Raw genomic sequence first — 16,438 nt, 5'->3', positions numbered from 1 at the left:
ATAAATATATATGCGCGCCCATACGGCGGTCAAAGGCGCGCTGCCCTTAAGTATCTTTCTATTTCCCTCATTGCGGCCTAAAAGCCCAATCAGACAATATGAATCGAGGGTCCCCATGCGTCCATCCAAGCGCGCCGCAGACGAAATGCGCGCCGTCTCTTTCGAGCGCGGCGTTTCCAAACATGCCGAAGGGTCCTGCCTGGTCCGTTTCGGCGATACGCATGTGCTCTGCACGGCGAGCCTTGAGGAGAAGGTTCCGGGCTGGATGCGCAATACCGGCAAGGGCTGGGTGACGGCCGAATATGGCATGCTGCCCCGCTCCACCGGCGAGCGCATGCGCCGCGAGGCTTCCTCCGGCAAGCAGGGCGGACGCACGCTGGAAATCCAGCGCTTGATCGGCCGCTCCTTACGCGCCGTGGTCGATCTCCAGGCGCTGGGCGAACAGCAGATCACCATCGATTGCGACGTCATCCAGGCCGATGGCGGCACCCGCACCGCCGCCATTACCGGCGGATGGGTGGCGCTCTATGAGTGCCTGCGCTGGATGGAAACGCGCCAGATGGTGAAGGTGGAGAAGGTTCTGAAGGATCATGTCGCCGCCATCTCCTGCGGCATATCGAACGGCGAGCCGGTTATCGACCTCGACTATGCCGAGGATTCGACCGCCGGGACCGACGCCAACTTCGTCATGACCGGCAAGGGCGGCATCGTGGAAATCCAGGGCACCGCCGAGGGCGAGCCGTTCACGGAGGAGCAGTTCGGCGCGCTTATGCAGTTGGCGCGCACGGGCATCAACCGGCTCGTTTCCCTGCAAAAGATGGCGGTGGCCTGAAGGCGCCAGGGAGGATAGGCTATGAAAATGCAGCCCGCCGCCGTTCTGGAATCCGCGCTCTATGTCACGGATCTGCCGCGCGCCGTGGCTTTTTATCGCGACGTGCTGGGTCTGGAACTGGTGCGCGAGCCTGACCATCGCAACGCCTTTTTCCGTTGCGGCGCAGGCGTTGTGCTGCTCTTCAATGCCGATGAGACCATCAAGCCTCCCGCACCGGGGGCGCTGCCTGTCCCCACCCACGGCACCAGAGGGGCAGGTCATCTCTGTTTCCGGGCGGATCGAGCCGAAATCCCCCTATGGAAGGCGCATCTCGAAGCGAGCGGCGTGGAAATCGAAAGCGAGGTCGAGTGGCCGAATGGCGCCCATTCGCTCTATTTCCGCGATCCATCAGGCAATTCGCTCGAATTCGGCGAGCCGGAACTATGGAATATGAAATGAGAAAACTGGAAAAAGGGCGGCTGATCGTCGCGACCCACAACAAGGGCAAGCTTAAGGAAATCCATGACCTGATCGGCCCGTTCGGCTTCGAGACGCAATCGGCTAGCGAACTGGGCCTGCCCGAGCCGGAAGAGACGGGCACGACCTTCGAGGAAAACGCCGCCATCAAGGCGCTGGCCGCGGCAAAAGCCACTGGCCTTCCGGCGCTCTCGGACGATTCAGGCGTCGCGGTCGATGCGCTCGATGGCGCGCCTGGTGTCTACACCGCCAATTGGGCGGCACTGCCCGACGGCACGCGCGACTTCGTTTATGGCATGCACAGCGTGGAAAATGCGCTGCGCGAGAAGGGCGCGCTGACGCCGGACAAGCGTACCGCGCGGTTCGTCTCGGTCATCTGCATCGCCTGGCCGGACGGCCATACGGATTTCTACCGCGGCGAGGTGGAAGGCACGCTCGTCTGGCCGCCGCGCGGCGATCAGGGCTTCGGCTATGATCCGATGTTCCTCCCCGACGGCCATGAGCGGACCTTCGGCGAAATGTCCGCCGAGGAGAAACATGGCTGGAAGCCGGGCATGGCCGAAGCGCTCTCGCACCGCGCCCGCGCCTTCCGTCTCTTCGCGCGCGATGCGCTCGGGATCGAATGATGGCGGGAGGCGAAGACAGCTTCGGCGTCTATCTCCATTGGCCGTTCTGCGCGGCCAAATGCCCTTATTGCGACTTCAACAGCCATGTCCGCCATCATCAGGTGGACCAGCCGCGCTTTGCCGCCGCCTTCGCCCGCGAGATGCGGACGATACGGCAGCGAACAGGCCCGCGCACTGTCACCAGTATCTTTCTGGGCGGCGGCACGCCCTCCCTGATGGAGCCCGCCACGGTGGAGCGGCTGCTGAACGAGATCGCAGCAAACTGGAGCATCGCTGACGGCGTCGAGGTCACCCTTGAGGCCAACCCGTCGAGCGTCGAGGCGGAGCGCTTTCGCGGCTATCGCGCGGCGGGCGTCAACCGCGTTTCCATGGGCGTGCAGGCGCTGAACGATCAGGATTTGCGGCGGCTCGGACGGCTGCATAATGTGGAGGAAGCGCTGAAGGCTATCGGCCTTGCCCGCGAGATTTTCCCGCGCCTGTCCTTCGATCTCATCTATGCCCGCCCCGACCAGACCATCGCCGATTGGCGGGCGGAACTGGAACGGGCAATCGAACTCGCGGCGGATCACCTGTCGCTCTATCAGCTCACCATCGAGGAGGGCACGCCCTTCTATAATCTCTGGAAGGCGGGCAAGCTGGTGACGCCCGATGGCGACCACGCCGCCGCGCTCTATCTCGAAACGCAGGAGGTGACGGCAGCGCGGGGTCTCCCGGCTTACGAAATATCCAACCACGCCGCGCCGGGCGCCGAATCGCGGCACAATCTGGTCTACTGGCGCTATGGCGAATATGCCGGCATCGGGCCGGGCGCCCATGGCCGCTTCATCGAAAACGGCGTGCGCACCGTCACCATGACCGAGCGCCATCCCGAGACTTGGGCCGAAAAGGCCGAGCGCGACGGCCATGGCATCGTCGAGGAAGAATATCTGACGCCCGATCAGGAGGGCGACGAGTTCCTGATGATGGGCCTGCGCCTGACCGAAGGTGTGGACCTTACCCGCTACCGCCGCCTGACCGGGCACGAGATTGACGAGGGCAGGCTGGAGGGGCTTATCGGCCAAGGCCTGATCGAGCCGATGACCCGCACCCGCATCCGCGCCACACCGGAGGGCGCGCTGCTGCTCGACGCGGTGGTGGCGGATTTGGCGGCTTAGATAGCTTGGCGTCGGGCCGTTTGCCGGATAGGGTTGAAGCCGCCTTTTCAGATGAAACCGATGCTCATGCATTTACCGTCGCTCACCCCCCTCTGGCCTGCCGGCCATCTCCCCCTCAAGGGGGGAGATTACGCCTTCATTGGCATCCGGTACCAATCGCCAGCGTTGCAAAGGTTGGGCAGAGGGCGGTGTCAGCCAATCTCCCCCCTTGAGGGGGAGGTGCCCAGCAGGGCAGAGGGGGGTGTTGCGCAAGCGCTTCCAAACAAACAGGAGTGCTCTTGTTGACCCATCCCGACACCCACCAGCGAGACTACCTCATCGGCCAGGCACAGTTCCACGCCCGTCCGCTGGAGCCCGCGCTCTATATCGTCGCCACCCCCATCGGTAATCTCGGTGACATGACCATCCGCGGCTTAGAGACGCTCGCCTCCGCCGATATTCTCGCCTGCGAGGACACGCGCGTCACCCGCGTCCTGCTCGACCGCTTCGGCATAGCCAAGCGCCCCGTCGCCTATCACGAGCATAACGCTGGCGAAGCGGGGCCTAAACTCATTGCCGCACTCAAAGAGGGCAAAAGCGTCGCGCTTGTCTCGGATGCCGGGACGCCGCTCGTCTCCGATCCCGGCTTTCGGCTGGTGGGCGAGGCGAGGGCGGAGGGCATTCGGGTCGTGCCTATTCCCGGCGCGTCCGCCGTGCTGGCGGCTCTGATGGCGTCTGGCTTGCCGACCGACAGTTTCCACTTCGCCGGCTTCCTGCCGGTCAAGCAGGGCCAGCGCCGCGCGAAACTGGAAGCGCTGCAAAGAATCGACGCGACGCTCGTCTTCTTCGAATCCCCCAACCGCGCCGCCGCCACGCTCGCGGACATGGCGGTGGTGTTTGGCGAGACCCGCCTTGGCGCGCTCTGCCGCGAACTCACCAAGGCCTATGAGACGGTGGTGACCGCGCCGCTCGGGGAGCTCGCCCGGCAATTCGACGGAGAAGATCGTCTGCGCGGCGAGGTCGTTCTTCTCGTCGGCCCTCCGCAAGCGGCGGAAGCCCCTGTTAGCGCCGAGGATATCGACCGGCTGCTCCTGTCTCTCGCCGCCGAAATGCCGCCTGCGAAGGCGGCGGGCGAAGCGGCACGGATGACCGGCGGCCACAAGGGCGAACTCTATCAGCGGCTGATCGAACTCAAGGAGCAGCGCGGATGACGGTGCTGGAGCGCAAGCGCAAGGCGCTCTTCCGCGGCTATCAGGCGGAACGGCTCGCCTCGCTGGCGCTGATGCTCAAGGGCTTCCGCATCGTCGCGCGCCGCTATAAGACCCGGCTCGGCGAAATCGACCTGATTGCGCGGCGTGGTAATCTCGTTCTCATCGTCGAGGTGAAAGCCCGTTCCTCGCTGGAAGCCGCGATGGAGGCAGTGAATTACACCGCCATGCGCCGCATCGAAGCCGCCGCCGATCTCTGGCTCGCCCGCCAGCCCGACCGGGCACACCTCTCGCTAAGGTTCGATCTCGTCGCCGTTCTGCCCTGGCGCTGGCCTGTGCATGTGCCTGCGGCGTTCATGGCCACCAGTTAAATCCTTGTCCTGATTGATAAATCCTACTCAAATTGTGGGATTTGGTTCCATCCGCGTTAGGGACGAATATTCTTGGAGCCTGCCGATTTGCGGAAAAACGCTCCGAATTGCGTATAGGTGCGCGCAAGTCTGTTCCTTATAAATTTCAGCCAAATCCCGGATAATCCGGGATGCGCTGAAAGGATTTCCCGTGGCCTCTGCTTCTACCTCCCTGTCGGTCTTTCCTGCCTTCTTCCGCGTCCGGAACGAAGTGGTCGTCGTCGTGGGCAATGGGGAGGAGGCGCTCAACAAGGCGCGGCTCCTGGGGCAGACCAGCGCCGCGATCCGCCTCGTCGCGCCGGACCCGGTGCCCGCCCTTGCGCGCTATATCGCCGACCATGGGCTTGAGCACGTCGCCGAAGCCTTCGCGCCGACCCATCTCACCGGCGCGAAGCTCGTCTTCGTCGCGACGGGCGAGGAAGGCCAGGATGCCGCCATCGCCGCCGAGGCGCGCCACCAGTGCATCCCTGTCAATGTGGTTGACCGGCCCGAGCTTTGCGATTTCCTGACCCCAGCCATCGTCAACCGCGCCCCGCTCGCCATCGCCATCGGCTCGGAAGGCACCGGCCCGGTGCTGACCCAGATGATCCGCGCCCGCATCGACGCCGCCCTGTCGCCGCATCTGGGCGCGCTTGCCCGGTTCGCCGAGTCCTACCGCCCCGCTGTCGAGAAGTTGCTCGCCAAGGGCGTCGCCCGCCGCCTGTTCTGGCGCGCCTTCTTCTCCGGCGCGGTGGCGAGCGGCATTGAGCGTGGCGATGAGCCCGCCGCCCACGCTGCAGCGCGGTCACTGCTCGAGGCGGAAACCCCTCAGGGCTATGTCTGGCTCGTCGGCGCAGGCCCCGGCGCGGAGGATCTTTTGACGCTGCGCGCCCAGCGCGTGCTGATGGAAGCCGACGTGATCGTGCATGATACCGGCGTTCCAGATAGCGTCATCGCCATGGGCCGCCGCGATGCCGAGCGCATTGCCGTGGGGAGCCGCAAGGGTTGCCGTGCGCGAAGCCGCGAGGCCGGTGCGCTGCTTGTGCAATTGGCGAGCGAGGGCAAGCGCGTCGCGCGGCTCAAATCCGGCGATCTGTTCCTCTCCAGTCGCGCGGGCGAGGAGATGGCGACGCTCCGCGAGGCGGGCATCGGCGCGGAAATCATTCCGGGGATTTCGCTTGCCTTTACGGCCGTTTCATCTGCTGCGGCCAGAGAAATCCACGTGCCTCACTCCGAAGGATTGACTGTATGACGAGCAAGGTTCTGACCGCCAACCGCCTGATCGACGGCGAAGTCGTCTGGTACGGCGCCGACGGGCAATGGCGCGGCACCATAGACGGCGTATGGATTGCGCGCGACGCGGAGACGGAAGCCGCGCTGGAGGCTGCCGGCAAGGCGGCGGTCCGCGCCAATCTGGTGGTCGATGCCAATCTGATCGATGTCGAGGATCGCGGCGGCAAGCTCCATCCGCTCCGTCTGCGCGAGCGCATCCGCATCTCCGGGCCGACAGTCGATTTCGGCCCAAGCGTTCTTTCCGGGAATTAAATCATGTATCGTTATGACGAGTTCGATCGCGCCTTCGTCGCCGCCCGTGTCGCGCAGTTCAAGGACCAAGTGGAACGCCGCCTCGCGGGCGAGCTGACCGAGGATCAATTCCGCCCGCTGCGTCTGATGAACGGCGTCTACCTCCAGCTCCATGCCTATATGCTGCGCGTCGCCATACCCTATGGTACGCTGTCATCGAGACAAGTGCGCAAGCTCGCCCATATCGCGCGCACCTATGACCGCGGCTACGGCCATTTCACCACGCGGCAGAACATCCAGTACAATTGGCCTGCGCTGGCAGATATCCCGCAAATTCTCGATGAGCTTGCGGAAGTCGAGATGCACGCCATGCAGACCTCGGGCAATTGCATCCGCAACGTCACCGCCGATCATTTCGCCGGTGTCGCTGCGGATGAGGTGGCCGATCCGCGCCCCTATGCCGAAATCCTGCGGCAATGGTCATCGCTGCATCCAGAATTCTCCTATCTTCCGCGCAAGTTCAAGATCGCGGTGACAGGTGCCGAGCATGACCGCGCGGCTATCCAGGTTCACGACATCGGCCTGCACTTGAAGAAGAACGAGTTGGGCGAGTTGGGCTTCGCCGTCTATGTCGGCGGCGGTCAGGGCCGCACGCCGATGGTGGCGAAGAAGATACGTGACTTCCTGCCTGTCGAGGACCTGCTTTCCTACACCACGGCCATCGTCCGCGTTTATAATCTTCACGGCCGCCGCGACAACAAGTTCAAGGCGCGCATCAAGATCCTCGTCCACGAGACAGGCGCGGAGGAGCTGACCCGCCAGATCGAGGCCGAATGGCAGGCGCTGAAGGAGAGCGAACTGAAGCTGCCGCAGGCCGATATCGACGCCATCGAAACCTATTTCCGCCCGCCCGCGCTGCCCGAGCGCCCGGAAGGCTGGGCCGCGCTCGCCGCAGCCAAGAAGACTGATGCAGGCTTCGCCGCCTGGGTCGATCAAAACGTCACGCCGCACAAGCACCCGGACTATGGTGTCGTCACTATCTCGCTGAAACCCATCGGCGGCATTCCGGGCGATGCCAGCGCCTCGCAGATGGATCTGGTCGCGGACATCGCGGAACAGTTCAGTCAGGACGAAATCCGTGTCAGCCATGAGCAGAATCTGGTGCTGCCGCATGTGGCGCTCGCCGATCTTCGCACGGTCTACGACCTGCTCCTTACCGATGGCCTTGCCACCGCCAATGCCGGGCTCATCACCGACATCATCGCTTGCCCCGGCCTCGATTATTGCGCGCTCGCCAATGCCCGTTCCATCCCCGTGGCGCAGCGCATTTCCGAGCGCTTCGGCGCGGCGGAGCGGCAGGCGGAAATCGGCGATCTGAAGATCAAGATTTCCGGCTGCATCAATGCCTGCGGCCATCACCATGTCGGCCATATCGGCATTCTCGGCGTCGAGAAGAAGGGCGAGGAGCTTTACCAAATCACGCTCGGCGGCTCGGCGGACGAGATCACCACAGTGGGCGAAATCACCGGGCGCGGCTTCTCCTCGGAAGAGGTGGTGGATGCCATCGAGAAGATCGTCGATACCTATCTCGCTTTGCGCCAAAGCAAGGACGAAACCTTCCTCGCCGCTTACAGGCGGGTAGGGCTGGCACCGTTCAAGGAGGCGCTCTATGGCGAAATCAGCCGTGCTGCCTGACACCGTTGAGTCCGCCGCCGACGAGGCGCGCGCGCTGGAGGCCCGTTATGGCAATCTCGACGCGCGGCTCATTATCGAGCTTGCCGTCGATCACCTGTTCAACGAGGAGATCGCGGTGGTTTCCTCCTTCGGGGCGGAATCGGCGGTGCTCCTGCATCTGATCTCCGAGGTCGATCACACAACGCCGGTTATCTTCCTCGACACAGGCAAGCATTTCCCCGCGACGCTCGCCCATCGCCGCCGTCTGGTGGAGGAATTGGGCCTCACCGATGTGCGCGACATCCTTCCTTTGCCCGAGACACTCAAGGTGGAAGACCCGTTCGGCGCGCTGTCGATGACCGACAAGGACCGCTGCTGCCATATCCGCAAGGTGGAGCCAATGGCGCGTGCCGTCGCGCCCTGGCGGGCATGGATGACGGGCCGCAAGCAGTTTCAAGCCTCGACGCGCGCCAGCCTGCCCGTGTTCGAGGCGGTGGGCCCGCGCGTCCGCATCAATCCGCTCGCTCGCTGGCAACAGGCGGATATCAAGGCCTATATGGAAGCGCACGGCCTCCCCGCCCATCCGCTGGTGGAAAAGGGCTACCCCTCCATCGGCTGCATGCCCTGCACGCGGCCCGTCGCTGATGGAGAAGACCAGCGCGCCGGACGCTGGGCCGGATCGGACAAGACCGAATGCGGCATTCACTTGACCGGTCTCACCGATACGTTGACCAACATTTCACTGACGGAATCGAATTTATGAGTGATGCAGCCGAAAAGCGCCTCTGGGCCCGTGACGGTTTTCGAGACGATCCCTATATCGAGGCCGCCAGCCTGGAGGAAGCGGGTGATGCCCCCGCCGTCATCCTGCCATTGGCCGCGTGGCTCGGGCTCGATGACGATATCAGGCGCACCAGCAACCGCCGGATCGGCGTGACGGTCGCACCGGGCGAGAGCATCGATCCGCTTATCCACAAGCTCGACACGATCCCGCTGATCGCGCTGCAATTCCCGGCTTTCAACGATGGCCGCTCCTACTCCAAGGCGCAAATCCTGAGGGAACGTCATGGCTTTCAGGGAGAGCTGCGCGCCGTGGGCGATGTGCTGATCGACCAAGTGGTGCTGATGCTCCGCGCCGGTTTCGATACGCTGCAGGTGGCGAACCCGATAGCGCTGAAACGCCTCGCCGCCCATGATTTGCGCGACACGCCGGGCTATTACCAGCCGGGCCGCGGCTCGGCAAAAACCGGAGGATATAGCTGGCGGCGGACGCCGGTGGGGTAGGGGGCTGCCATTTGATGGAATGGCCAACCTCTCAAGAAATATTCTTATGACCTATGCAGACAGGAAGCATTGATGTCCGATACGATTGAAACCGATGTTGTTATCGTTGGCGCGGGGCCGGTGGGCCTGTTTGCGGTGTTCGAGCTGGGGCTGCTCGACCTGCGTGCTCATGTCATCGACATTCTCGACCGCCCGGGCGGGCAGTGCGCCGAGCTTTATCCGGAAAAGCCGATCTATGACATTCCCGGCCTCCCGGAGGTCACCGGCCAGCAGCTGACCGACAATCTCCTGAAGCAGATCGCGCCTTTCAGTCCGCAATTCCATTTCTCCACCATGGTAACCGCTCTGACGCGCCTCGAAGATGGCCGCTTCCGCGTCGAGACCGATGCGGGCGAAGTCTTCCTCACCAAAGTGGTCGTCATCGCCGCCGGCGGCGGTTCCTTTCAGCCGAAGCGGCCGCCGGTGCCCGACATCGAGCATTATGAGGGCCGATCCGTCTTCTACGCCGTGCGCAGGATCGAAGCCTTCCGCGACCGCGATGTGGTGATCGTCGGCGGCGGCGATTCGGCGCTCGATTGGACGCTGAACCTCGAGCCGGTGGCGAAGTCCGTGACGCTCGTCCACCGCCGCCCCGAATTCCGCGCCGCGCCCGACAGCGTCAACAAGATGTGGGCGCTGGAGAAGGAAGGCCGTGTGAAGTTCCGCATGGGGCAGCTTGCCAGCCTCAACGGAGCGGATGGCGAGTTGTCGCAAGTGGTGATCAAGGGCGCGGAAGGCGGGGAAGTGCTGGAGGCCGACCGGCTGCTGCCCTTCTTCGGTCTGACGATGAAGCTCGGCCCCATAGCCGATTGGGGACTGAACCTCGACCAGAACCTGATCGCCGTCGATACGGAGAAATTCGAGACATCAGAGCCAGGCATCTTCGCCATCGGCGACATCAACACCTATCCCGGCAAGCTGAAGCTCATCCTTTCGGGCTTCCACGAGGCAGCCTTGATGGCGCAGGCGGCAAAGCGTATTGTCGCGCCCGGCGAGCGGATCGTCTTCCAGTACACGACCTCGTCCACCTCTCTGCAGAAAAAGTTGAAAGCAGCATAGTGAGTTCCGATACGCTTCTCATCCACGTCACCGACCAGAACGGCGAGCGCCACACGCTGGAGGCGCTCGAAGGCTTCCGCGTGATGGAGATCATCCGCGACTGGGGGCTCGACATCAAGGCCGAGTGCGGCGGCGCTTGCGCCTGCGGCACCTGCCATGTCTATGTGGATGAGGCGTGGGCGCACAAGCTCTATGCGCCGCTGGACGAGGAGCAGGACCAGCTCGACCAGACGTTCCATGTCGAGGACAATTCCCGTCTTTCCTGCCAGCTTATCATGACGCCGGAATTGAACGGCCTCGAAGTGACACTGGCGCCGGGTACGGAAAAGGGGCGGGAGGCGGCTTAGGGGAACAAGGAATAGGGGAGGAGGCTGCCGCTTGCTCCCCAAAACATATTCCCCTATCTCCCCTATTCCCGACTCCCCCTCGAAAGGAACTCCGTCATGATCCGGCACATCGTTTTTTTCAGCGCCAAGGAAGGGCAGGATATCCAGGAGATCCGCGCCGGGCTGGAGCGGCTGGGGACGATTCCCCATTCCGATCTGTTCGAGGTTCTGGAGAACACTAAGGTCGATCCGCTCTGTGACAAGATCGATCTCGTCGTCTATGCGGAATTCGCCGACGAAGCGGCGCTTGCAGCCTATAAGGCTCACCCCACCTACGCCGAAACCACCAGACATGTCCGCCCGATGCGCGAGCTGCGTTTTTCGGCGGATGTGGTGTCGAAGGTAAGGTAAATCACCCGCGCCGGGGCTTCACCGCCAGCGGCAGATTGCCGAAAAGATCCGGCTCGCTGCTGGTCCGCGCGCCCTCAATGGCGAGGATGCGCAGTTTCGTCTCGACCCCGCCATTGGCTGAAAACCCGCCCGTCTTGCCATTCGCGCCGAGCACGCGATGGCAGGGGACGATGATGGGATAGGGGTTCTTGCCGAGCGCCTGCCCCACCGCCTGTGACAGGCTGATATCGCCGATTTGCCTTGCAATCGCTCCATAGCTCACGGTTTCGCCGGGCAGTATGCGCAGCGCGATTTCATAGACCTGCCGGTGCAGCGGCGGCAGGTTTTCCATGTCGAGCGGCGCGTTCGACAAATCTGCTTTCTCGCCTTCGAGGAGCGCCTTGATGCGGCCGATCACGTCCAGCACCAAGGCGGGCGCTTCGCTCTCCCGCGCCGCCGGAAGCCGCTTCTGCAGCCGTGCCAGCGTTGCCGCTGCATTCGCTTCCGGCAGTTGCAGCGCGACGATTCCTCGCTCGCCCCATGCGATGCCGCAAGGGCCGATCGCGGTGTCGAAAATGGTCAGTCCCAGCGATTCCATCCGATAGATCCTATCAGAAATCCCCATTTGATGCTGTTGGACGTGAGCGGTAATAATGTTATGCGTAAAGCAAATGCGGGCATCCGAGGAACGCAAATGGACGATTATGAAAGATACGCCACTGGGCTGCTGATTGTATTCGGCGCGCTCATCATCGGCGGTTTAATGGCGGTCAACATTACCGTTGGGGACAAGCCCGGCTTCCTCTTCGCCTTGGGCGCAGCCATCGTTGCGTGGGGCTCGGCTTTCGCGGTGCTGTTCGACCGCCCGCGCATCTACGGCCTGATGATCGCCGCTGCGGTCGCGCTCGTCGCCGCTTCCATCGCCGCCTATGTCATGTAAGAAATCGTCTTATAACCCCTCCGCGTGTTGACACGGGACCATCAGGCGGTCCTTATGAATCATCGAGGTCCTTTGAGTCGGGTAAAATCCGCTTGAGGGCTAAGAGGGAAGCCGGTGCGTATTCCCCAAGAATACAAGGCCGGCGCTGCCCCCGCAACTGTATGCGGCGAGCTGCTGTCATTGAATGCCACTGGTCTTGAGACCGGGAAGGCCGACAGTCGCAATGACCCGCGAGCCAGGAGACCTGCCTCGATGCGAGGGATGTGAGAGCATCCCGTGAATAGGTCAACGGGCGGGGTGTCCCGGTGCATCGCTTGGCAATGGATGGCGCAAGGCCACCTGTTTCCGTTCGTGCGCGCTCGAATATCCCCGTCACCATCACCGGGGATTTTGATGCCGATTGCCGAACCTGCCGCCGAGACCATCGCCAGACGCCGCGCCGCCTCGCAATGCTCGCCTGAGGAAATCTTTATCGCCTGGCTTTTGTGGTTGCCCAAGGAAGCCGACATGGCTGCCGCCGCCGCCGAGGAAATCCGCAGGCTTGATCGCTATCAAGGCCCGTTGACCGGCCCGCTTCGCTTGCGTGAGATGTTCGTCACGCTGGTCGCCTCGCTGGAAGGTGCACTTCATTGACATAAACATATCTTTATGTCATTAAATCTGCTCGCCCATCCCCTTTGGCTGGCAGAGCAGGTATTTGTTTCATGAGTTCCATTGACGATCTCTTCGGGGCAGAAGCCCCGAGGCGGGACGGTTCCGAGGTTCTGGCTGCGCTCACCAGGGCCGCGCGGGAACGGATTCTAATCCTCGATGGCGCGATGGGAACGCAGATCCAGGGGCTAGGCTTCCACGAGGAGCATTTTCGCGGCGAGCGCTTTGCCGCCTGCGATTGCCAGCTTCAGGGCAACAACGATCTTTTAACGCTCACCCAACCCAAGGCGATTGAGGAAATCCATTACGCCTATGCCATGGCGGGCGCGGATATCATCGAAACCAACACCTTTTCCTCCACCTCCATCGCGCAGGCCGATTACGGCATGGAGGCCATGGTCTATGAATTGAACCGGGATGGCGCGCGGCTTGCCCGCCGTGCGGCGCTGCGCGCCGAGAAGACGGATGGACGCCGCCGCTTCGTCGCCGGGGCGCTGGGGCCGACCAACCGCACCGCTTCCATCTCGCCCGATGTCAACAATCCGGGCTATCGCGCCGTCACATTCGATGACCTCAAGATCGCCTATGCCGAGCAAATCCGAGGTCTCATCGACGGCGGGGCCGATATCATCCTGATCGAGACGATCTTCGACACGCTCAACGCCAAGGCGGCGGTTTTCGCGACGGAAGAAGTCTTTGCTGAAAAGAGCGTCCGCCTGCCGGTCATGATCTCGGGTACGATCACCGATCTCTCCGGCCGCACGCTTTCCGGCCAGACGCCAACGGCCTTCTGGTATTCGCTGCGCCATGCCCGGCCTTTCACCATCGGGCTCAATTGCGCGCTGGGGGCCAATGCCATGCGCGCCCATCTGGCGGAGATATCCGGCGTCGCCGATACCTTTGTCTGTGCTTATCCGAATGCCGGCCTCCCCAATGAATTCGGCCAGTATGACGAAAGTCCGGAGGCGATGGCGGCGCAGATCGAGACCTTCGCCCGCGAGGGGCTGGTCAATGTCGTGGGTGGCTGCTGCGGCTCGACGCCGGACCATATCCGCGCCATCGCCGAAGCCGTCTCCCGTCATAGGCCACGGGAAATTCCGGAAGCCGAGCCTCTGATGCGGCTTTCCGGGCTGGAGCCTTTCACGCTCACCAAGGACATCCCCTTCGTCAATGTCGGCGAGCGTACCAATGTCACCGGTTCGGCGAAGTTCCGCAAACTGATCACGGCGGGCGATTATGCCAGCGCCCTCGATGTCGCCCGCGACCAGGTGGAGAACGGCGCGCAGATCATCGACGTCAATATGGATGAGGGGCTGATCGATTCGCAAAAGGCGATGACCGAGTTCCTCAATCTCATCGCTGCCGAGCCGGACATCGCCCGCGTGCCCGTCATGATCGATTCCTCCAAATGGGAGGTGATCGAGGCAGGGCTGAAATGCGTACAGGGCAAGCCGGTGGTCAATTCCATCTCGATGAAGGAGGGCGAGGAAGCCTTCCTGCATCATGCGAAGCTCTGCCGGGCCTATGGCGCCGCCGTCGTCATCATGGCCTTCGATGAGCAGGGGCAGGCGGATACGGAAGCGCGCAAGGTGGAAATCTGCACCCGCGCCTATAAGTTGCTGACGGAAAAGGTGGGCTTCCCGTCCGAGGATATCATCTTCGACCCGAACATCTTTGCCGTCGCCACCGGCATCGAGGAGCACAACAATTACGGCGTCGATTTCATCGAAGCCACGCGGGAAATCATCCGCACCTTGCCGCACGTCCATGTCTCGGGCGGCGTGTCGAACCTCTCCTTCTCCTTCCGCGGCAATGAGCCGGTGCGCGAGGCGATGCATGCCGTGTTTCTCTACCACGCCATTCAGGCGGGGATGGATATGGGCATCGTCAATGCCGGTCAGCTGGCGGTCTACGAATCGATCGAGCCGGAATTGCGCGAGGCCTGCGAGGACGTGGTGCTCAACCGCCGTCCCGACGCGACCGAGCGCCTGCTGGAGCTTGCCGAGCGCTTTAAGGGGGCGGCGGGCAAGGAGGCGAAGGAGCGCGATCTTTCCTGGCGCGAATGGCCGGTCGAGAAGCGGTTGGAGCATGCGCTCGTCAACGGCATCACCGAATATATCGAGGCGGATACCGAGGAGGCACGGCTTGCCGCCGAGCGGCCGCTGCATGTCATCGAAGGTCCTTTGATGGCGGGGATGAATGTGGTGGGCGATCTCTTCGGCTCCGGCAAAATGTTCCTACCGCAGGTGGTCAAATCCGCCCGCGTGATGAAGCAGGCGGTGGCGGTGCTCTTGCCTTACATGGAAGAGGAAAAGCGCCTCAATGGCGGCAGCGGCGAGCGCCAGAGCGCCGGCAAGGTGCTGATGGCGACCGTCAAGGGCGATGTGCACGATATCGGCAAGAACATTGTCGGCGTCGTGCTCGCCTGCAACAATTATGAGATCATCGATCTCGGCGTCATGGTCCCGGCGCAGAAGATTCTGGAAACGGCGCGCGCGGAGAAGGTCGATATCATCGGTCTCTCCGGCCTCATTACACCGTCGCTCGACGAGATGGCCCATGTCGCCTCCGAGATGGAGCGCGAAGGCTTCGACATTCCCCTCTTGATCGGCGGCGCCACCACCAGCCGGGTGCATACCGCGGTGAAAATCCACCCGCGCTACGAACGCGGCCAGGCGGTCTATGTGGTCGATGCGAGCCGCGCCGTCGGCGTCGTCTCAAGTCTCCTGTCGAAGGGAAGACAAGCCTATATCGAGGGCGTGCGCGCCGAATATGCCAAGGTCGCCGCTGCTCATGCCCGCAACGAGGCGGAGAAGCAGCGCCTGCCGCTCGCCCGCGCCCGCGCCAATGCGTTGCTGATCGACTGGGATGTCTATACACCACCCAAACCAAGCTTCCTCGGCACCCGCACATTCGAAGACTGGGATCTGGAGGAACTCTCCCGCTATATCGACTGGACGCCCTTCTTCCAGACATGGGAACTGAAGGGCCGCTTCCCCGCCATTCTCGAAGACGAAAAACAGGGCGAAGCCGCGCGCCAGCTTTATGCCGATGCGCAGGCAATGCTGAAGAAGATCATCGAGGAGAAGTGGTTCCGGCCGCGCGCCGTCATCGGCTTCTGGCCGGCCAACAGCGTCGGCGACGATGTCAGGCTTTTCACCGGCGAGGACCGTGAAAAAGAACTCGCCACCTTCTTCACGCTTCGCCAGCAACTCTCGCGACGTGGCGACAAGCCGAACATCGCGCTCTCTGATTTCGTTGCGCCGCTCGGGAGCAAGCCGGACTATCTCGGCGGCTTCGTGGTGACGGCGGGCATCGAGGAAGTGGCCATTGCCGAGCGCTTCGAGCGCGCCAATGACGATTATTCCTCGATCCTCGTCAAGGCGCTGGCCGACCGCTTCGCCGAAGCCTTTGCCGAACGCATGCACGAGCGCGTGCGCAAAGAATTCTGGGGCTATGCGCCGGATGAAAACCTGACGGGTGACGAACTGATTGCGGAAGGTTACCAGGGCATCCGCCCCGCGCCGGGCTATCCCGCGCAGCCCGACCATACCGAGAAGGCGACGCTCTTCCGCCTGCTCGATGCGGAAAAAGCGGCGGGAGTCGAGCTTACCGAGGGATATTCCATGTGGCCCGGCTCATCCGTCTCGGGCCTCTATTTCTCCCACCCCGAAAGCTATTATTTTGGCGTCGCCAAAGTCGAGCGCGACCAGGTGGAGGACTATGCCGCCCGCAAAGGCATGAGCGTGGAGGAGGTCGAGCGCTGGCTGGGACCGATCCTCAACTATATGCCCGGCGAGGCTAACTCTTCTGCCGAGGCGGCGGAGTGAAGCTCACGCTTTCGTGAGGCTGACATTACCGCGATTTAATCCGGCCATTCATGTTCCATTCACGGGTGAGGAACGAT

General features: G+C 62.8%; 17 protein-coding genes, 1 pseudogene and 1 riboswitch. Of the genes and pseudogenes, 17 read left to right on the top strand and 1 reads right to left on the bottom strand.

The window, feature by feature from the left end:
- Nucleotides 1–115 precede the first annotated feature (115 nt).
- The 14 genes and pseudogenes from rph to ACOWVG_RS04050 all read left to right on the top strand — a co-directional run bounded on the left by rph (nucleotide 116) and on the right by ACOWVG_RS04050 (nucleotide 10,961).
- The gene (rph, locus tag ACOWVG_RS04115; RefSeq protein WP_420960240.1) at nucleotides 116–832 is read left to right on the top strand and encodes a ribonuclease PH; all 717 of its coding nucleotides are present in this window, start codon (nucleotides 116–118) and stop codon (nucleotides 830–832) included.
- Nucleotides 833–859: 27 nt separating this feature from the next.
- Nucleotides 860–1,270, top strand: coding sequence for a VOC family protein (locus ACOWVG_RS04110; protein WP_420960767.1), 411 nt, complete (start codon nucleotides 860–862; stop codon nucleotides 1,268–1,270).
- Complete coding sequence (gene rdgB / locus ACOWVG_RS04105; protein WP_420960239.1) at nucleotides 1,267–1,914, top strand: RdgB/HAM1 family non-canonical purine NTP pyrophosphatase; 648 nt, start codon at nucleotides 1,267–1,269, stop codon at nucleotides 1,912–1,914. Before ACOWVG_RS04110 ends, rdgB begins: the two co-directional genes overlap by 4 nt.
- Entirely contained in the window at nucleotides 1,911–3,068 is a 1,158-nt protein-coding gene (hemW, locus tag ACOWVG_RS04100; RefSeq protein WP_420960238.1) for a radical SAM family heme chaperone HemW, read from the top strand. The genes rdgB and hemW overlap by 4 nt, the downstream gene beginning before the upstream one ends.
- Before the next feature lie 278 nt (nucleotides 3,069–3,346).
- Nucleotides 3,347–4,258, top strand: coding sequence for a 16S rRNA (cytidine(1402)-2'-O)-methyltransferase (gene rsmI / locus ACOWVG_RS04095; RefSeq protein ID WP_420960237.1), 912 nt, complete (start codon nucleotides 3,347–3,349; stop codon nucleotides 4,256–4,258).
- Nucleotides 4,255–4,626, top strand: a complete 372-nt coding sequence (locus tag ACOWVG_RS04090) for a YraN family protein (protein WP_420960236.1) — start codon at nucleotides 4,255–4,257, stop codon at nucleotides 4,624–4,626. Before rsmI ends, ACOWVG_RS04090 begins: the two co-directional genes overlap by 4 nt.
- A 160-nt stretch (nucleotides 4,627–4,786) precedes the next feature.
- A pseudogene (locus ACOWVG_RS04085) lies at nucleotides 4,787–5,872 on the top strand (SAM-dependent methyltransferase); the annotation flags it as partial.
- Between the two features lie 20 nt (nucleotides 5,873–5,892).
- Nucleotides 5,893–6,189 (top strand): DUF2849 domain-containing protein, encoded by a 297-nt coding sequence (locus tag ACOWVG_RS04080; protein ID WP_420960234.1) that lies wholly within the window; start codon nucleotides 5,893–5,895, stop codon nucleotides 6,187–6,189.
- A 3-nt stretch (nucleotides 6,190–6,192) separates the two neighbouring features.
- Nucleotides 6,193–7,863 carry a nitrite/sulfite reductase gene (locus tag ACOWVG_RS04075; RefSeq protein WP_420960233.1) on the top strand — a complete coding sequence of 557 codons (1,671 nt, stop codon included), beginning with the start codon at nucleotides 6,193–6,195 and terminating at the stop codon, nucleotides 7,861–7,863.
- Complete coding sequence (locus tag ACOWVG_RS04070; RefSeq protein ID WP_420960232.1) at nucleotides 7,838–8,605, top strand: phosphoadenylyl-sulfate reductase; 768 nt, start codon at nucleotides 7,838–7,840, stop codon at nucleotides 8,603–8,605. Before ACOWVG_RS04075 ends, ACOWVG_RS04070 begins: the two co-directional genes overlap by 26 nt.
- The gene (locus ACOWVG_RS04065) at nucleotides 8,602–9,126 is read left to right on the top strand and encodes a DUF934 domain-containing protein (protein WP_420960231.1); all 525 of its coding nucleotides are present in this window, start codon (nucleotides 8,602–8,604) and stop codon (nucleotides 9,124–9,126) included. Before ACOWVG_RS04070 ends, ACOWVG_RS04065 begins: the two co-directional genes overlap by 4 nt.
- Nucleotides 9,127–9,198: 72 nt before the next feature.
- On the top strand, nucleotides 9,199–10,224 hold the full coding sequence (locus ACOWVG_RS04060) for an NAD(P)/FAD-dependent oxidoreductase (RefSeq protein WP_420960229.1): 1,026 nt from the start codon (nucleotides 9,199–9,201) through the stop codon (nucleotides 10,222–10,224).
- Complete coding sequence (locus ACOWVG_RS04055) at nucleotides 10,224–10,571, top strand: 2Fe-2S iron-sulfur cluster-binding protein (protein WP_420960228.1); 348 nt, start codon at nucleotides 10,224–10,226, stop codon at nucleotides 10,569–10,571. The genes ACOWVG_RS04060 and ACOWVG_RS04055 overlap by 1 nt, the downstream gene beginning before the upstream one ends.
- Nucleotides 10,572–10,667: 96 nt before the next feature.
- The gene (locus tag ACOWVG_RS04050; RefSeq protein ID WP_420960227.1) at nucleotides 10,668–10,961 is read left to right on the top strand and encodes a Dabb family protein; all 294 of its coding nucleotides are present in this window, start codon (nucleotides 10,668–10,670) and stop codon (nucleotides 10,959–10,961) included.
- Between the two features lies 1 nt (nucleotide 10,962).
- Here the strand turns inward: ACOWVG_RS04050 and ACOWVG_RS04045 are convergent, their stop codons facing one another.
- Complete coding sequence (locus ACOWVG_RS04045) at nucleotides 10,963–11,538, bottom strand: methylated-DNA--[protein]-cysteine S-methyltransferase (RefSeq protein WP_420960226.1); 576 nt, start codon at nucleotides 11,536–11,538, stop codon at nucleotides 10,963–10,965.
- 96 nt (nucleotides 11,539–11,634) lie between these two features.
- On the opposite strand from ACOWVG_RS04045, the gene ACOWVG_RS04040 reads away from it, so the two are divergent.
- The 3 genes from ACOWVG_RS04040 to metH all read left to right on the top strand — a co-directional run bounded on the left by ACOWVG_RS04040 (nucleotide 11,635) and on the right by metH (nucleotide 16,361).
- Nucleotides 11,635–11,880, top strand: coding sequence for a hypothetical protein (locus ACOWVG_RS04040; protein WP_420960224.1), 246 nt, complete (start codon nucleotides 11,635–11,637; stop codon nucleotides 11,878–11,880).
- 48 nt (nucleotides 11,881–11,928) lie between these two features.
- Nucleotides 11,929–12,147: riboswitch (cobalamin riboswitch) on the top strand.
- A 126-nt stretch (nucleotides 12,148–12,273) separates the two neighbouring features.
- Nucleotides 12,274–12,513, top strand: a complete 240-nt coding sequence (locus tag ACOWVG_RS04035; RefSeq protein ID WP_420960223.1) for a hypothetical protein — start codon at nucleotides 12,274–12,276, stop codon at nucleotides 12,511–12,513.
- 71 nt (nucleotides 12,514–12,584) lie between these two features.
- A complete protein-coding gene (gene metH, locus ACOWVG_RS04030) occupies nucleotides 12,585–16,361 on the top strand; it encodes a methionine synthase (protein WP_420960222.1) in 3,777 nt (1,258 codons plus the stop codon).
- The last annotated feature ends 77 nt before the right edge of the window (nucleotides 16,362–16,438 follow it).

The sequence above is a fragment of the Brucella sp. IR073 genome, assembly GCF_049065735.1.
Lineage (GTDB): Bacteria > Pseudomonadota > Alphaproteobacteria > Rhizobiales > Rhizobiaceae > Paramesorhizobium.
The sequence above is the reverse complement of the archived record's forward strand: the minus strand, read 5'-3'. Positions and strand labels throughout refer to the sequence as shown.

What these genes read in the sequence shown, in the direction of transcription:
- rph (WP_420960240.1), top strand. Translation starts at nt 116, where the DNA reads ATGCGTCCATCCAAGCGCGCCGCAGACGAAATGCGCGCCGTCTCTTTC.
- ACOWVG_RS04110 (WP_420960767.1), top strand. Translation starts at nt 860, where the DNA reads ATGCAGCCCGCCGCCGTTCTGGAATCCGCGCTCTATGTCACGGATCTG.
- rdgB (WP_420960239.1), top strand. Translation starts at nt 1,267, where the DNA reads ATGAGAAAACTGGAAAAAGGGCGGCTGATCGTCGCGACCCACAACAAG.
- hemW (WP_420960238.1), top strand. Translation starts at nt 1,911, where the DNA reads ATGATGGCGGGAGGCGAAGACAGCTTCGGCGTCTATCTCCATTGGCCG.
- ACOWVG_RS04090 (WP_420960236.1), top strand. Translation starts at nt 4,255, where the DNA reads ATGACGGTGCTGGAGCGCAAGCGCAAGGCGCTCTTCCGCGGCTATCAG.
- ACOWVG_RS04080 (WP_420960234.1), top strand. Translation starts at nt 5,893, where the DNA reads ATGACGAGCAAGGTTCTGACCGCCAACCGCCTGATCGACGGCGAAGTC.
- ACOWVG_RS04075 (WP_420960233.1), top strand. Translation starts at nt 6,193, where the DNA reads ATGTATCGTTATGACGAGTTCGATCGCGCCTTCGTCGCCGCCCGTGTC.
- ACOWVG_RS04070 (WP_420960232.1), top strand. Translation starts at nt 7,838, where the DNA reads ATGGCGAAATCAGCCGTGCTGCCTGACACCGTTGAGTCCGCCGCCGAC.
- ACOWVG_RS04065 (WP_420960231.1), top strand. Translation starts at nt 8,602, where the DNA reads ATGAGTGATGCAGCCGAAAAGCGCCTCTGGGCCCGTGACGGTTTTCGA.
- ACOWVG_RS04060 (WP_420960229.1), top strand. Translation starts at nt 9,199, where the DNA reads ATGTCCGATACGATTGAAACCGATGTTGTTATCGTTGGCGCGGGGCCG.
- ACOWVG_RS04050 (WP_420960227.1), top strand. Translation starts at nt 10,668, where the DNA reads ATGATCCGGCACATCGTTTTTTTCAGCGCCAAGGAAGGGCAGGATATC.
- ACOWVG_RS04045 (WP_420960226.1), bottom strand. Translation starts at nt 11,538, where the DNA reads ATGGAATCGCTGGGACTGACCATTTTCGACACCGCGATCGGCCCTTGC.
- ACOWVG_RS04040 (WP_420960224.1), top strand. Translation starts at nt 11,635, where the DNA reads ATGGACGATTATGAAAGATACGCCACTGGGCTGCTGATTGTATTCGGC.
- ACOWVG_RS04035 (WP_420960223.1), top strand. Translation starts at nt 12,274, where the DNA reads ATGCCGATTGCCGAACCTGCCGCCGAGACCATCGCCAGACGCCGCGCC.
- metH (WP_420960222.1), top strand. Translation starts at nt 12,585, where the DNA reads ATGAGTTCCATTGACGATCTCTTCGGGGCAGAAGCCCCGAGGCGGGAC.